General features: G+C 73.8%; 14 protein-coding genes and 1 pseudogene. 7 read left to right on the top strand and 8 right to left on the bottom strand.

All coding sequences use genetic code 11. The annotated features are described in order from the left end of the window. Together mptB and EHS43_RS20655 are read left to right on the top strand one after the other, a co-directional pair. The coding region (gene mptB / locus EHS43_RS20660) for a polyprenol phosphomannose-dependent alpha 1,6 mannosyltransferase MptB (protein WP_125192252.1) at nt 1–1,305 on the top strand (1,305 nt) is incomplete at its 5' end. Further along, nucleotides 1,302–2,666, top strand: a complete 1,365-nt coding sequence (locus tag EHS43_RS20655; protein WP_125192251.1) for a glycosyltransferase 87 family protein — start codon at nt 1,302–1,304, stop codon at nt 2,664–2,666. The genes mptB and EHS43_RS20655, both read left to right, overlap by 4 nt. 35 nt (nt 2,667–2,701) lie before the next feature. Here EHS43_RS20655 and EHS43_RS47925 read toward each other — a convergent pair. The 3 genes and pseudogenes from EHS43_RS47925 to EHS43_RS20640 form a co-directional block, all read right to left on the bottom strand. After that, a pseudogene (locus tag EHS43_RS47925) lies at nt 2,702–3,586 on the bottom strand (D-alanyl-D-alanine carboxypeptidase family protein); the annotation flags it as partial. A 107-nt stretch (nt 3,587–3,693) separates the two neighbouring features. Continuing rightward, nucleotides 3,694–4,827, bottom strand: coding sequence for a transcription termination factor Rho (gene rho / locus EHS43_RS20645; protein WP_125192249.1), 1,134 nt, complete (start codon nt 4,825–4,827; stop codon nt 3,694–3,696). 521 nt (nt 4,828–5,348) lie between these two features. Beyond that, nucleotides 5,349–5,756, bottom strand: coding sequence for a nuclear transport factor 2 family protein (locus EHS43_RS20640; RefSeq protein ID WP_125192248.1), 408 nt, complete (start codon nt 5,754–5,756; stop codon nt 5,349–5,351). A gap of 68 nt (nt 5,757–5,824) precedes the next feature. On the opposite strand from EHS43_RS20640, the gene EHS43_RS20635 reads away from it, so the two are divergent. The 3 genes from EHS43_RS20635 (at nt 5,825) to EHS43_RS20625 (ending at nt 7,951) form a co-directional block, all read left to right on the top strand. Further along, nucleotides 5,825–6,388 (top strand): PadR family transcriptional regulator, encoded by a 564-nt coding sequence (locus tag EHS43_RS20635; protein WP_125192247.1) that lies wholly within the window; start codon nt 5,825–5,827, stop codon nt 6,386–6,388. A 5-nt stretch (nt 6,389–6,393) separates the two neighbouring features. Then, on the top strand, nt 6,394–7,122 hold the full coding sequence (locus EHS43_RS20630) for a class I SAM-dependent methyltransferase (protein WP_125192246.1): 729 nt from the start codon (nt 6,394–6,396) through the stop codon (nt 7,120–7,122). A gap of 61 nt (nt 7,123–7,183) precedes the next feature. After that, complete coding sequence (locus EHS43_RS20625) at nt 7,184–7,951, top strand: acyl-CoA thioesterase II (protein WP_125192245.1); 768 nt, start codon at nt 7,184–7,186, stop codon at nt 7,949–7,951. A 28-nt stretch (nt 7,952–7,979) separates the two neighbouring features. Here EHS43_RS20625 and EHS43_RS20620 read toward each other — a convergent pair whose 3' ends face one another. The 5 genes from EHS43_RS20620 to EHS43_RS20600 form a co-directional block, all read right to left on the bottom strand. Continuing rightward, entirely contained in the window at nt 7,980–9,146 is a 1,167-nt protein-coding gene (locus EHS43_RS20620; protein ID WP_125192244.1) for a serine hydrolase, read from the bottom strand. A gap of 103 nt (nt 9,147–9,249) precedes the next feature. Further along, on the bottom strand, nt 9,250–10,218 hold the full coding sequence (locus EHS43_RS20615; protein ID WP_125192243.1) for an acetylxylan esterase: 969 nt from the start codon (nt 10,216–10,218) through the stop codon (nt 9,250–9,252). A 221-nt stretch (nt 10,219–10,439) separates the two neighbouring features. Next, complete coding sequence (locus EHS43_RS20610) at nt 10,440–11,024, bottom strand: DUF3592 domain-containing protein (protein ID WP_125192242.1); 585 nt, start codon at nt 11,022–11,024, stop codon at nt 10,440–10,442. A 117-nt stretch (nt 11,025–11,141) separates the two neighbouring features. Continuing rightward, nucleotides 11,142–11,912 carry a ferredoxin reductase gene (locus tag EHS43_RS20605; RefSeq protein ID WP_125192241.1) on the bottom strand — a complete coding sequence of 257 codons (771 nt, stop codon included), beginning with the start codon at nt 11,910–11,912 and terminating at the stop codon, nt 11,142–11,144. Continuing rightward, entirely contained in the window at nt 11,905–12,510 is a 606-nt protein-coding gene (locus tag EHS43_RS20600) for a sulfite oxidase-like oxidoreductase (RefSeq protein ID WP_125192240.1), read from the bottom strand. Before EHS43_RS20600 ends, EHS43_RS20605 begins: the two co-directional genes overlap by 8 nt. Nucleotides 12,511–12,678: 168 nt before the next feature. On the opposite strand from EHS43_RS20600, the gene EHS43_RS20595 reads away from it, so the two are divergent. Together EHS43_RS20595 and EHS43_RS20590 are read left to right on the top strand one after the other, a co-directional pair. Next, nucleotides 12,679–13,596: an NADP-dependent oxidoreductase gene (locus tag EHS43_RS20595; RefSeq protein ID WP_125192253.1), complete on the top strand. Its 918-nt coding sequence runs from the start codon at nt 12,679–12,681 to the stop codon at nt 13,594–13,596. Then, entirely contained in the window at nt 13,593–14,303 is a 711-nt protein-coding gene (locus tag EHS43_RS20590; RefSeq protein ID WP_125192239.1) for a GNAT family N-acetyltransferase, read from the top strand. Before EHS43_RS20595 ends, EHS43_RS20590 begins: the two co-directional genes overlap by 4 nt. Nucleotides 14,304–14,426 lie beyond the last annotated feature (123 nt).

The following is a 14,426-nucleotide window of genomic DNA, read 5'->3' as shown; positions in this document are numbered from 1 at the left end:
GAGATGTCTCGTGGGCTCGGAGATGTGTATAATAGTCAGGCCCTGGGTCTGGTCGGCGCCTACTTCGGCGTCGTCCTGCTGATCGCGGCCTGGCTGCTGCTCGGCCGCCTGGTGCGCGGCCCCGGGAAACGGCCCGGCACCCGCGAGCTCATGACCGTCCTCGTCGTCTGGTCGCTCCCGCTGCTGCTCGCCCCGCCGCTGTTCAGCCGGGACGTCTACAGCTATCTCGCCCAGGGCGCCATGGCGGACGCCCACATGGACGTCTACACCCACGGTCCCGCCCTGCTCGGCGGTCCCCTCGCGGACGAGGTCGCCCCCATGTGGCGCGACACGGCAGCCCCGTACGGCCCCGTGTTCCTCGGCGTGGCCTCCGTGCTGGCGAAGGCGTCGCGCGGTGAACTCCCCGCCGGTCTGCTCGGGATGCGGCTCGTCGCCCTGCTCGGCGTGGCGCTGATGGCGGCCGTCCTGCCCCGCCTCGCCCGCCACAGCGGAGCCGACCCGGCCGCGGCGCTCTGGCTCGGCGCCCTCAACCCGCTGGTGCTGCTCCACCTGGTCGCGGGCGCCCACAACGACGCCGTCATGCTCGGACTGCTCGGCCTGGGCCTGGTCGCCGCCCTCGGCCGGTGGCCGGTCCTGGGCGCCGTACTGGTGACCCTCGCCGCCCTGGTCAAGGCGCCCGCCGCCCTCGGGCTCGCCGCGCTCGTCGTGCTGCGCGTCCGGGCCGGTGACCGTCCGGCCAGGGCCGTCCTGACGGCGCTCGTCACGGCCACCGCCACCACCGTCGCCGCGACAGCCGTGACCGGCACCGGCTACGGCTGGATCGGCGCCCTCAACACCCCGGTGTCGTCCGGGAACTGGGCGCTCACCAGCCTCCTCGGCCGTGCCACCGGAGCCCTGCTGGAACGTCTCGGCAGCGACCTGGCCCCGCTGGCCGTCCCGGTCTGGCACGCACTCGGCGTCGTGACCGCCCTCGCCGTCCTCGGCCACATATGGCTGCGCCTGCGCCCGCGCCCCGTCTACGCCCTCGGTCTGAGCCTGGCCACCGTGGCCGCCCTCGGCCCGGCGATCCGCCCCTGGTACGCCCTGTGGGGGCTGTTCCTCATAGCGGCCGCCGCGCCCAGCGCCTCGGTACGGCACCGGGTGGCCGCCGTGACGGGCGTACTCGCGCTCGCCACGCTCCCGAGCGGGGGCCCGGCCGACGCCGGGCAACTCGTCCTCGCCCTCTCCGGGGGCGTGCTGGCCCTGGTCGTGCTGGTCCAGGCCCACCAGACGGCCCAGGCCCCGGTGACGGGACGTACGGCATGAGGACGCCGGCCACGGATCGCGGCCGGCTGCTGCTGGTCCTCGCCGCGCTCACCGCCGTCACCGTGTTCACGGCCACCGTGCCGCTGCTGCGCGACTGGTTCGACCTGCGCGTCTACCACGGAGCCGTCGACAGCTGGATCCACCACGGCGGGCGGCTCTACGACTACCGGGTGCCGGGGACGGCGTACGGCTTCACCTACCCGCCGTTCGCGGCCGTCGCCATGCTCCCGATGGCCCTGCTCGGCCTGCGCGCCGCGATCGCGGTGGGGCTGCTGCTCAACCTGGCGGCGCTGGCCGTCGTCCTGCGCCTGCTCACCGGCCGCACCTGGCGGCGCTACGGCTGGTACGGCTGTGCCCTGGGCGCCTGCGCGCTCGCGCTGTTCGAACCGCTGCGCGACACCTTCAGCTTCGGGCAGGTCAACCTCCTGCTGCTGGCCCTCGTCCTCATCGACGCGTGGCTGCTCGCCACGGGCCGGGAGCGCTGGGCCGGTATCGGGATCGGGCTGGCCGCCGCGGTGAAGCTCACCCCGGCCCTCTTCATCGCTCTGCTCCTGGTCGCCCGGCGCGGACGGGCGGCGGCGGTCGCCACGGTCGTGGCCTTGGCGGCGACGGGGTTCGCGGCCCTCGTGGCGCCGGACGCCTCGCGCTTCTACTGGACCGACGCGCTGTGGGACACCAGCAGGGTGGGCCGCCTGGACTACGTCTCGAACCAGTCCTTGCAGGGCGTCCTGGCCCGGCTCGGGGAACCGGACCGCGCGCTGTGGGCGGTGGCCGTGCTGCTGACCCTCGGCGTGTGGACCGTCCGGGCCCGGCGGGCAGCGGCGGCGGGGGACTGGGCCGCCGCGTTCGCGCTGACCGGACTGACCGCCTGCCTGGTCAGCCCGATCACCTGGGTGCACCACCTGGTGTGGCTGCTGCCGTCCTTCGCCGTGCTCGTGCGCAGAGGGCACCCGCGGATCGCGGGCGCCCTGTACGCCGTGCTGTGCACGAGCGTGGTGTGGCTGTGGTTCGACGACGCGTCGGGCGTCGACGGCTTCCTCGGCGGCAACACGTACACGTGGATCACGCTCGGGCTGCTGCTGTGGCTGCCGGTGGCTCAGCCGCGCGCCGCCGGCCCGAACCGGGCCCGCAGCGCCAGAGCCATCGCGCCCGCGCCGAGCCCGGCGGCGGCCAGGACGACCCACGTCGCCAGCCAGCCGGGCCCCGCGGGCGCCGGGGACTTCGGGGCCGCGGCCGCCGCCACCGGCGCGGCCTCGGGCCCGGGGCGCGGTCTGGCCCGGAACGCGTCCAGCGAGCCCACCGGCTCCACCCGCCCGGCCGCGCCGAACCCCCAGTCGAGCAGCGCCCGCGCCTCCTCGTAGACCGTGAAGCCACCGCCCGACTGCGGATTCATCACCGTCACCACGAGCGTCCGGTCGCCCCGGCGGGCGGCGGCGACGAGCGTGTTGCCGGCGTGGCTCGTGTAGCCGTTCTTGATCCCGATCAGCCCGTTGTACGGCTCCACCCCGTCGGCACCGGTCAGCAGCCGGTTGGTGTTGCGGATCCCGTACCGCCAGCCGCCCCCGCCGGGGAAGGTGGCCTCCGCCGTGCCGCAGTACCGCGCGAAGTCCGCGTTGCGCAGCCCCGCCCGGCCGAAGACCGCGAGGTCGTACGCCGAGGAGACCTGGCCCGGAGTGTCGTAGCCGTCGGGGGAGCGGACGTGGGTGTCCCGGGCGCCCAGGGCGCGGGCCTTGGCCTGCATCCGGGCGGCCGTCGTCCCCCAGCCGCCGCTGAGCCCGGCCAGGACGTGCACGGCGTCGTTGCCGGAGTTGAGGAAGACCCCGCGCCACAGGTCGGCCACCTCGTAGGTCCGCCCCTCGGCGACCCCGACGAGGGAGCTGCCGGGGCCGATGCCCGCGAGTTCGTTCTCGCCGACCGTGTGTCTGAGGCCGCCGGGCAGCACCGGCAGGACGGTCAGCGCGAACAGTGTCTTGAGCGTGCTGGCGGGCGGCAGCCGGCGGTGGGCGTCGTGCGCCGCCAGGATCTCCCCGCTGTGGGCGTCGGCCACCACCCACGAGAGCGCGGACACGTCCGGGACCCGGGGCGCGCCCCGCTGCGGCCGGACCTGGACCCCGGGGCGGTACAGAAGGGCCGGTGACGCGGACGCGGGCGGTGGCGCGCCGGGCGCGCCGGGGTCGGAACCGGTGTGCGCGGCCGCCGTCGCGGGGGCGAGGACCAGCAGTCCCGTCACGCACAGCGCGCAGGTCGAGACGGCAACCCGGGAGGGAAATCCGATAGTCATACCGCAAAGCTAGGAACGGACCGGCCATGAACCGCGCTGCCCTGGCCGTGCGGGGCGCGTGAGCACCCAGACGGGGGACGGCTCGTCGGCCGACGGGCGATGGTCCGTCAGCCGGCGGGCAGGGTCGGCTGGATCCGGCGCAGGAAGGTCGCGTTGTCCGGGGTCTCGCGCATCCGCTGCAGGAGTGTCTCCAGGTTGCCCTGGCCGTCGCCGTTCTGCAGGGCGCGGCGCAGTCCTCGTACCGCGGTCAACTCCGCCGGGGTCAGCAGGAGTTCCTCGCGGCGGGTGCCCGAGGGGTTGACGGCGAGGGCCGGGAAGACGCGGCGGGAGGCGAGTTCGCGGTCCAGGCGCAGCTCCATGTTGCCGGTGCTCTTGAGCTCCTCGAAGAAGAAGTCGTCGGCGCGTGAGCCGGTCTCCACCAGGGCGGTGGCGAGGATGGTCAGCGAACCGCCCTCCTCGGCGCGCCGGGCGGCGCCGAAGAACTTCTTCGGGCCGATCAGCGCGGTCGCGTCGACACCGCCGCTGAGGGTGCGGCCGTTGCCCGGGGCCGCGTTGTTGTGGGCCCGGCACAGCCGGGTCAGGGAGTCGAGCAGGATCACGACGTCCTCGCCGGCCTCGACGAGCCGCTTGGCCCGCTCGATCACCAGCTCGGCGAGCGCGATGTGCTGCTTGGGCGTGCGGTCGAACGTGGAGGCGTACACGTCACCGCGCACGGAGCGCCGCATGTCGGTGACCTCCTCGGGGCGCTCGTCGAGCAGCACCACCATCAGGTGGCACTCGGGGTGGTTGCCGGCGACGGCGGCCGCGAGCTGCTGGAGCAGGACCGTCTTGCCGGTCTTGGGCGGGGCCACGATGAGCCCGCGCTGGCCCTTGCCGACGGGTGCGACGAGGTCGGTCACCCGGCCGGTCAGACCGGACGCCGGGTGTTCGAGTCGGATCCGCTCGCCCGGGTGCAGGGGCGTGAGGTCGTGGAAGGCTCGACGCTTCCGGTCGGGCCCGTGCCCGTTGACGCGGGCGACCTCGGTGAGGGCGCGCTGGGTGCCGCGCACCCCGTCGACGAGGTCCCCCTTGCGCAGGCCGAACCTGCGGATCAGGGCGGGGGAGACCTGGAGGTCGGTGGGCGAGGGCAGCAGGTTCGCGGCACGCAGGTGGCCCTTCCCGCCCGCGTCGATGTCGAGGACGCCGGTGACGGCGCGGACCGGGGGCTGCTGAACCGGAGGGGTTTCGAGAGTGATCGTCATGGTGGTGTGTCCTTTCGAGGACGGAAGGCATGGGGCATGCGCAAGGAGGGGGAGGCCGCGAGAGGGAAGGCGGACGACGCCTTCGGGCGGCGGAGGACAGCACCCGCAGGACCTGCGAGGTACTGAGGAGAAGCCGGTACATCGACCGGCGTGAGAAGAGAGAACTGGCACCGGCGCCCCGAGACGGGCGTACACAAGTGCTGAGGGGACGCTACCACGGCGGCTCGGCGCGTGGCGAGGATTCCGTACGAGAACGGGATCCGCGGGCCGGGAAGCCGCCGCCGGCCGGATGCCCTGCGGCTCCTCCGCGGCCGGCGCGGCTCAACGCTGTCGCGCGGCCGCCGGAATCCCGGTTCTGTCCTGGTCAACGCGCCGGCGGCCACACGTATTCCGTGCGTCCCCTCGACTCCCTGGTCCGGAGCGGGCCTCGAGCCCGGCGACGGGGGCAGCGCAAGGAGCCCGACCAGGCACAACAGCCCGCCCGGGCCCAGCAGTCGGCGGAGGATCCCGACGCCATGACGTCAGGAGGTGGAGGTGGCCCGCGCCTCCGCCTCCTTCGCGATCTCCTCGAACCGCGCCCCCATGGCCGCCGCGAGGGCCTGCGCGCCCGACAGCGGACGGACCATCACCATGAACCGGTCGATCAGGCCGTTGTCGTCGAGATGGATGAAGTCGCAGCCGTCCAGCGCCCGTTCACCCACCCGGGTCGAGAACACCAGGGCGTGGTCGCGGCCGTCCTCGCTGCTCAGCTCGCTCACATAGCGGAAGTCCTCGAAGACCTTCACGACCGCGCCCAGGATCGCCGCCGTGATCGCCTTGCCCGCGTACGGCTTGAACACCACCGGACTCGTGAAGACGACGTCCTCGGCCAGCAGCGCCTCCACCGCGCCGAGGTCACCCGCCTCGACCGCTTCTCGGAACGCTCGCATCGAGCCTCCATAGTCAATTTATTGAGTAGGTGTGGAGTAGAGTAATCACCTGCTGCTAGCGTGTCCATGTGTCGCTCAAGTACGCCGTCCTGGCCGCCCTGCTGGAGGGTGAGGCCTCGGGCTACGAACTGTCCAAGGTCTTCGACGTCTCGCTGGCGAACTTCTGGCCCGCGACCCCGCAGCAGCTCTACCGCGAGCTGGAGCGACTGGCGCAGGACGGGCTGATCGAGGCGCGCGTGGTGCAGCAGGAACGCCGGCCGAACAAGCGGCTGTTCACCCTCACCGAGACCGGCCGCCGCGAGCTCACGGCGTTCGCCGCCGAACCGCCCCGCAGACCTGCCGCCCTCCGCGACGAGTTCCTGATCAAGATCCAGGCCATGGACGGCGTCGACCCCGAGGTCACCCGGGCGCTGGTCGAGGAGCGCCTGTCCTGGGCGCGCGGGAAGCTCGCCCGCTACGAGCGCGTCCGCGACCGGCTCCTCGACGGCCGGACCGAGGAGCGGTACCTCGCGGAGGCGGAGCGCATCGGCCCGTACCTCACGCTCCTGGGCGGAATCGCCCTGGAGGCGGAGACCGTCCGCTGGTGCGAGCGCACGCTTGCCGTCCTGAAGCGCCGAGCTCCCCTAAGCTGACGCGGATGTTCAGCCCAGAAGGCCCCAGCCTCCGCGAACTCGCCGTCCAGGCGCTGTCGTCCGTCGAGCGCGGCTACGACCTGCTCGCCCCCAAGTTCGACCACACCCCCTTCCGTACACCCGACTCGGTGCTGGATGCCGTCGCGTCCGCGCTGCGCCGGACGGGCCCCTTCGAGGCCGGTCTCGACCTGTGCTGCGGCACCGGCGCCGGGGCCCGGGTGCTGACGCGGGTCTGCCGGGAGAGCGTGACCGGCGTCGACTTCAGCGCCGGAATGCTTGACGTGGCCCGCGAGTGGACCCGGTCCGAGGGGCCGCGCCTGTCGTGGGTGCGGGCGGACGCGCGCGCCCTGCCCTTCGCCCCCGCCGCGTTCGACCTCGTCGTGAGCTTCGGTGCCTTCGGCCACTTCCTGCCCCGTGAACTGCCCGGTCTGTTCGCCCAGGTGCGCGAGGTGCTGCGGCCCGGTGGCTGCTTCGCCTTCCCGATCGTGGCCCCGCCCCGTCCGTCGTCCCCCGCCTACTGGATGCTCCACGGTTTCGACGCCGTGATGCGGGTGCGCAACGCCCTGTGGCGACCGCCGTTCGTCATGTACTACCGGGCGTTCGGGCTCGGGGACGTGCGACGGGAGCTGGAAGGGGCGGGCCTGCGTGTGGAGCTGCACGTCCTTCCCGAGTTCGGTGTGCGCCGGGACGGCAGTCCGCGGGTCCGGATGGTCGTGGCGAGGCGCCCGCTGTAGTCGGTTCGGATTTCCAACTTATCCGTTTGTTTTTCCAACTCACCAGGTTATGGTGAGGCGCGTGACCACATCCACCGAGAACGAGACGCGGATCGACCCCTTGTGGCGGTCCTGGGAGGGGGCGCACGGCGGCCATGTCGCCGCCGTCGCCCTGGCGGCCGTCCGTGCCCGGTTCGCCGGCGGAGCCCATCCGGTGCGCACGCTCACCACCCACTTCCTCGCGCCGGCCGCCGCCGGTCCGCTGCACGTCTCGGGCACCACGCCCGCCTCCGGGCGCCGCACCGCCGCCTGTGTGTTCTCCGGCCACCAGGACGGCCTGCCGGTCGTCGTCGGATCGGCCCTGTTCGGCTCCGGGCGGCCGGGGACGCCGTACGACGGACAGCCTGCCCCGGACGTGCCGGGCCCGGAGGGCTGTGAGGCCGTCCGGCTGCCCGGCCATCTGGCGCCCTTCGCCTGGCAGTTGGAGATCCGGCCCGCCTCCGCCGACCTCCCGCTGGCCGGCGGCGACCGGGCCCACCTGCTGGCCTGGGTGCGGTTCACGGACGGGCGGGCGCTCGACGCGGGGGCGGTGGTCACCCTCACCGACGTGCTCCCGCCCGCGCTGTACGCCGTCTGGCGCAGCCCGCGCCCCGTGCCCAGCGCGGAACTCACCGTCCACTTCACCGACGCCCTCGACGAGAGCACGGGCGACGGCTGGGCCCTCGTGCGGATCCGGACCGATCACGCGGGCGCCGGGTGGGCCGTCGACGACAGTGCCGTCTGGGCGGCGGACGGCCGGCTGCTCGCCCTGGGCCGTCAGTCCCGCGTGGTGCGCGGCGAGCGTCCCTGACGCCGGGCCCGGCGTCAGGCCGCCGCCCTCACAGGGCGCTGTACAGCGCCTCGATCAGCGCCGTCTTCCGCGGGTCGTCGGCGATGTGGGGCCCCATCCGGTTCATCACATAGCCCAGCGCGACCCCCGCCTCCGGATCGGCCAGACCGCAGGAACCGCCGGCGCCGTCGTGTCCGAAGGCCCGCGGATTGGGCCCGTACGACCCGTTCGGCCCGCTCAGCCACAGGCCGAGCCCGAGTTCCGTGTCGCTGCCGAGCCCCGCGCCCAGCACCAGGTCACGGCACCTGCCCTGGCTCTCCCGGACCCGCTCGGCGGCCTCGGGGGACAGGACGCGGTGGCCGTCGAGGGAGCCGCCGTTCGCGAAGATCCCGTAGAGCGCGGCGACCGCCCGTGCGGTGCCGTGGCCGTTCGCGGCGGGGATCTCGGCGGCCCGCCACTCGGGTGTGGTCGCCTCCGCGGCGCCCACCAAGGGGTTGGCGAGCGCGGCGATCGCCACGGGAGTCAACCGTGCGAAGAGCGCCGCCTGTTCATTCGCCGACGGGGCCGGCGGACGCACCAGCTCGGCGGCCCGCCCGGCCTCCTTCTCCGGCAGGCCGACGGTGAAGTCGATGCCCAGCGGCCCCGTCACCTCCCGCTCCAGGAAGGCGCCCGGCAGCAGCCCCGAGATCCGCCGGACGACCTCTCCGACCAGGAAGCCGTACGTGAACGCGTGGTACCCGGACACCGTGCCCGGCTCCCACCAGGGCTCCGTGGCCGCGAGCCGCCGTGTCGTCAGTTCCCAGTCGAACAGTTCGGTGAGCGAGTGGGGTTCGCGCAGTCCGGCCAGCCCGGCCCGGTGCGACAGCAGGTGCCGTACGAGGACCCGCTCCTTGCCGGCCGCGGCGAACTCCGGCCAGTAGGCGGCCACCGGGGCGTCGAGGTCGAGCAGCCCCCGGTCGGCGAGGATGTGGGCGCACAGGGCCGTCGGACCCTTGGTCGTCGACCACACGTTGACGAGTGTGTCGCGCTCCCAGGGGCGGGTGCGGGCCGCGTCGGCCCAGCCGCCCCACAGGTCCACGACCGTCTCACCGCCGACCGTGACGCTCACCGCTGCGCCCAGCTCGGCCCGGTCGCGGAAGTTCTCCTCGAACGCCGTCCGCACGGCCGCGAAGCGTGCGTCGCAGTGGCCGTGGACAGCCGGGCGGTACTCGGACATGGGCCCTCCGTCGTCGCCGGAAGCCCGGACCGCGGCACCGCGATCCGGGGGGTCCCGTGAACATACCGACTGGTCGGGCTGGAGGGAAGATTCCCGGCGGGACTCAGGCGTACGAGCGCAGCCAGCGCAGCTTCGCCGCCTCCTGGTAGGGGCCGCCGCCCTCGTGGTCGTTGAAGTCGTAGACCTCGATCGCCTTGTCGGCGTGGCCCCAGGCGTTGAAGGCCGCGAACACCGTGGAGGGCGGGCAGGTCTGGTCCTCCAGGGCCGCCGAGAAGAGCGCCGGGGTGCGGGCGCGGCTCGCGAAGTGCACGCCGTCGAAGTAGGCGAGGGTGGCCAGGACGTCCTCGAAGCGGCCGCGGTGCGTCTTGAGGTAGAGGCCGATCTCCCGGTACGGGTGACGGTCCGTCACGGTCGCCGCGCGCGGGAAGTCGCACAGGAACGGCACGTCCGGGGCGACCGCGGCCAGGTCCGGGACCAGAGCGCCGACCGCGATCGAGATGCCGCCGCCTTGGCTGCCGCCCAGGACGATCGTGCGCGCCGGATCGGTCAGCGGGTGCGAACGGGCCGCCTCCACCGCACGCACGGCGTCGGTGAACACCCGGCGGTAGTAGTAGTTCTCGGGGGCGTCGATGCCACGGGTCATGAAGCCGGGGTACGCGGGCGCGCCGGCCACCGGGTCGGCCGTGCCACCGCCGCCGCCCCAGGCACTGCCCTGACCGCGGGTGTCCATCACGAAGTGCGCCCGGCCCGTCGACGCCCACAGCAGGTGCTCGTGCGGCAGGCCGCGCCCGCCGCCGTACCCGATGAACTCCACGACCACCGGGACGGGGGCGGAGACCTCGGCGGGGATGGTGAACCAGCCCTTGACCGGGTGGCCGCCGAACCCGGCGAACGTCACGTCGTAGACCTTCACCGTGGCAAGACCCGTGTCGACGAGTTCGAAGCGGGCGTCCAGGTCGTGCTCGCGGGCCTCCTGGAGGGTCTTGGACCAGAACGCGTCGAAGCCCTCGGGCTCGGTGGAGTCGCTGCGGTACTCGCGCAACTCGTCGATGGGGAGGTCGAACAGGGCCATGCAGGACCGCCTTCACGAAGGGACAGTGCCGGATGATCACACCGTACGTGTGTGGTCGGACGAATCGCCAGGCCTTTGCGGCACCGCCGGCCGGCGGTGGCCCTCCCGATGATCGTGGACCTGCTGGTCAAGGGTGCGGTGGCGGTCGGCCAAAGAGCGGCGGCGGTCGCCCGGTCGTCGCCAGTGGTCGGGTCAGCGCCGGGTCGTCGGAGGCCGCGGGCTCAGGCCCGACGGCGTGTCCACTGCGGTTCGGTGAGCGCCCAGTCCCGTTCCCACTCGGCGAGCCGGTGGCGGACCGCCACCCGGCGGACCAGGGAGTGGCCGAGGAGGACCACGACGGTCGTGGCGCCCGCGCCGCAGGCGCCCATCACCAGGGTGTGCTGCCAGATCGCGGACTCGTCGGGCGGCGCGGGCGCGCTCCGGCCCCGGGAGTCGAACCACACGTCGACCTTCTCGCCCTTGTCGGTCCCGGCCGGGACCCGGGCCGTGGCGGTCCTCACGGCGCCCCCGGCCTCCGTCCAGCGCACGGTGACCCGGTAGGAGCGCTCCCGGCCGCCCTGGACCGTGGGCGCGGAGTCCGGAACCGTGCCGACGACCTCCGCACGGACCCGGTGGCGTTCGGAGCGCTGCTCGGCGGCCATCGCGCGGGCGTCGTCATGCGCCCACCGGCCCACCAGCGCCCCGATCAGCGGGGCGCCCAGCAGCATCAGCACGGCGACGGCGAGCACCGTCCACGCCTCGACGACGTCGGACCGGCGCCTGAGCGGACTGCGCCGCCAGCGCCAGCCGCGCACCCGGGTTCGCATGTCGACCTCCGCACCACGCACCCCTGCGAGTGGATACAGATGTAGTACCCCTCCATCCGCTTCGTTCACTTGCGGGGGAGGGGCACATGTGCGCGCGGCACGCGGGCGCGCGCATCGTCAGCCGAAGCGCTCGATCCGGATACGGTCCACCGGCTGACCGGCCTCCACCAGCAGCCGCGAGGCATGTTCGGCGAAGGAGTTGGAACCGCACACATAGGCCTCCCACCCACCCTCGGGCGGCTCGGCCAGGAGCGGCGCCACATGGGCGGCCGACATACGCCCCACGGGCACCCCGTCCGGGGCGCTCCGTGTGAACACGGGGGTCGTCTCGGCGCCGAGCTCCCGCGCGTAGATGAGTTCCTCGGGACCGCGCGCCGACACCAGCATCCGCAGCGGCACGGACAGCCCCCGCGCCCGGTGGTGACGCACCATCGACATCAGCGGTACGACCCCGGAACCGGCCCCGACCAGCAGCGCGGGCCGGTCGCCCGGCCAGGCGAAGAAACCGCTCAGCGGCCCCCGCACCTCGACCCGGTCACCGGGTTCGGCCACCGTGTGGAACCAGCCCGAGACCTCACCGCCCTCGACGTGGTCCAGGGTCAGCTCGATGTGCCCCGCGTCCTCCGGCGGAGACGCGATCGAGTAGTGGCGCTGGGCCGTGTACCCGTCCTCGGCGGTGAGCCGCAGCAGCAGATGCTGGCCGGGCAGATGCCCCTGCCAGCCGGGCACCGCGAAGCGGAAGGTCGACGCGTACGGGGTCTCGCGGCGGACCTCGGTGAGCGTGGCGGTCTGCCACACGGCGGCGACATGCTCGTTGACGGCGATACGTCCCGGTACCGCGAACCGGGTGACGGGGGAGACGGCGGGGGAGGAGAGCGCCTCAGTCACCGGAGTACCTCTGTTCCTCCCAGGGGTTGCCGCGCGCGTGATAGCCGTTCCCCTCCCAGAAGCCCGGCTCGTCGTGGTCGAGCAGGGTCAGCCCGGCGACCCATTTTGCGCTCTTCCAGAAGTACAGGTGGGGCACCAACAGCCGTGCCGGGCCGCCGTGTTCGGCGGGCAGCGGCTTCCCGTCGTACTCCCACGCGATCCAGGCCCGCCCGCCGGTCAGGTCCGCGAGGGGCAGGTTCGTGGTGTACCCGGTGTGGGAGCGGGCGACGGCATGGGTGGCGGAGGCGTCGGGCCGCGCCACGGCCAGGAACGCGTCCAGCGACACACCCGAGAACCGCACCCCGAACTTCGACCAGCCCGTCACGCAGTGGATGTCGCCCTCGTAGGCCGACGCGGGCAGCGCGTGCGCCGCGTCCCAGTCCCAGGTGTGCGGCTGTCCGACCAGCCCGTCCACCCGGAACGTCCAGTCGTTCGGCGACAGGTTCGGCGTGACCTCCGCCGAGAGGACGGGCCAGTCGTCGCCCGCGTCGTACTGGCCCGGCGGCAGCCCGGCGTTGGGCACGCGGGGGCGTCCGGTGAAGCCTCGGGTGACGTTCATGCTTCAACCGTACGCTGTCGCCGCGTGTGCTCCGTCCCAGGTCAGCACCCCGATCGTGGCGGCCCCACGAACACCGCGCGGGTCCGGGAATAGGCGTGGCGTGCTGCTCCTTGGCGCTGGAGTGCCGGGCCGGTGCCCGGTGACAGTGCGAGGAGAGTGAGGAAGCAGATGCCCAAGGCGTACGTCTTCACGCGGTACGGCGGACCGGAGACCGAGGCGCTCGTGGACATGGACCGGCCGGATCCCGGGCCCGGCCGGCTGCTGGTGGCCGTCCGCGCCGCGGGTGTGAACCCCGTCGACTGGAAGCAGCGCAACGGCTTCCGGCGCCCCGGCGAGCCCGAGGAGCGCGCCTTCCCCGTCGTGTTCGGCAACGAGGTCTCCGGTGTCGTCGAGGAGATCGGGGACGGCGTCGAGGGGTTCGCGGTGGGGGACGAGGTCTTCGGCCCCGCGCTCGCGGGCGGCTACGCCGAGTACGCCCTGGTGCCGGCCGCGATCGCCGCGCACAAGCCCGCTGACCTGGCCCACACCGTGGCGGCCACCCTGCCCGTCGCCGCCGCGACCGCGTACGACGGTGTCCGCCAGCTCGATCTGCCCACGGGCGCCACGCTGCTGGTGACCGGCGCGGGCGGGGGAGTGGGCGCGGCGGCCGTGCAGATCGCCCGCGCCTTCGGCCTGAGGGTCGTCGGGGTCGCGAGCGAGGGCAAGAAGGACTTCGTCGAGTCGCTCGGCGCCATCCACGTCACCTCAGGTCCGGGCTGGGCGGAGCGGGCCCGGGAGACGGCACCGGACGGCGTCTACGACCTCGTGGGCGGCCGGGTGCTCGCCGAGGCCGCCGAGTTGCTCACCGACCGGTCGAAGCTGGTCACCGCCGGCGCCCCGGAGGAGGAGGTGCGGCGGCTCGGCGGTGCGCGCGTGGCGCGGGCCCGCAACGCGGCCGTCCTGCGGGAGGTCGCGCAGCTGGCGCTGGAGGGCAACCTGGACCCGCACATCACCGCGACGTTTCCCCTGGACAGGGCGGGCGACGCGCTGCGCACGGTCGAGGAGGGCCACGCCCGCGGCAAGACGGTCATCGAGGTCACCCGATGACCGACGCCGTGCCGCACGTCCTCGACAACCCGGCCCTCGCCTCCCTGACCGGCCCGCACGCGCACTTCGCGGAGAAGCGCGGCCGGGTCCTGCGCTATCCGGTCGACGTCTCCCCGTGGCTGGCCCTGCCCGACGAGCCGGACGCGGGCGACTGGGCCGACCTCGCCGCGCTCGCGGGTGCCGGCACGGAGGTCCCGCTGACGGCCTACGCCGGACAGGTGCCCGAGGGCTGGGAGATCACCTTCCACATCGAGGGCGTGCAGCTCGTGGCCGACGGTCCGGGCGCCGCCCCCGACCCGGAGGCGGTCCGCCTCGGCCCCGCCGACGTGCCCGAGATGCTCGACCTGGTCGCCCGCACCCGTCCGGGCCCCTTCCTGCCCCGCACCATCGAGATGGGCACCTACCTGGGGATACGCCGGGACGGGGCCCTCGTGGCGATGGCGGGGGAGCGGCTGCACCCGCCCGGCTGGACCGAGATCAGCGCGGTCTGCACCGACCCCGCCGCCCGCGGCCAGGGCCTCGCGACCCGGCTCGTCCTGGCCGTGGCCCACGGCATACGGCAGCGCGGTGAGACGCCGTTCCTGCACACCGGCGCCGGCAACACCCGGGCCATCCGGCTCTACGAGTCCCTCGGCTTCCGGCTCCGGCGCACCACCGCCTTCCTCGCCGCACGGGTCCCCGAGCGGCTGCCGGGGGGAGCGCTCTAGGGCGTGTTGCGAAAGTCCCGTCGTTCGCCCGCAGGGCGGGCCTCGCGGCGTCAGGTGCGTGCTCTCGGCGTGCCGGGCGGAAGCCCTCGTACTGGATGTACTTGGGCTTTCGCCCGGTGCGGC

Source organism: Streptomyces sp. RP5T (assembly GCF_003933965.1).
Lineage (GTDB): Bacteria > Actinomycetota > Actinomycetes > Streptomycetales > Streptomycetaceae > Streptomyces.
Note: the sequence above shows the minus strand (reverse complement) of the source record. Positions and strands in the feature narration are given on the sequence as shown.

Bases quoted from the DNA above. Each gene is read 5' to 3' on its own strand.
- EHS43_RS20640 (WP_125192248.1), bottom strand. From the start codon at position 5,756: ATGCGAGCGTTCCGAGAAGCGGTCGAGGCGGGTGACCTCGGCGCGGTG.
- rho (WP_125192249.1), bottom strand. From the start codon at position 4,827: ATGACGATCACTCTCGAAACCCCTCCGGTTCAGCAGCCCCCGGTCCGC.
- EHS43_RS20630 (WP_125192246.1), top strand. From the start codon at position 6,394: ATGTTCAGCCCAGAAGGCCCCAGCCTCCGCGAACTCGCCGTCCAGGCG.
- EHS43_RS20595 (WP_125192253.1), top strand. From the start codon at position 12,679: ATGCCCAAGGCGTACGTCTTCACGCGGTACGGCGGACCGGAGACCGAG.
- EHS43_RS20615 (WP_125192243.1), bottom strand. From the start codon at position 10,218: ATGGCCCTGTTCGACCTCCCCATCGACGAGTTGCGCGAGTACCGCAGC.
- EHS43_RS20590 (WP_125192239.1), top strand. From the start codon at position 13,593: ATGACCGACGCCGTGCCGCACGTCCTCGACAACCCGGCCCTCGCCTCC.
- EHS43_RS20610 (WP_125192242.1), bottom strand. From the start codon at position 11,024: ATGCGAACCCGGGTGCGCGGCTGGCGCTGGCGGCGCAGTCCGCTCAGG.
- EHS43_RS20655 (WP_125192251.1), top strand. From the start codon at position 1,302: ATGAGGACGCCGGCCACGGATCGCGGCCGGCTGCTGCTGGTCCTCGCC.
- EHS43_RS20620 (WP_125192244.1), bottom strand. From the start codon at position 9,146: ATGTCCGAGTACCGCCCGGCTGTCCACGGCCACTGCGACGCACGCTTC.
- EHS43_RS20600 (WP_125192240.1), bottom strand. From the start codon at position 12,510: ATGAACGTCACCCGAGGCTTCACCGGACGCCCCCGCGTGCCCAACGCC.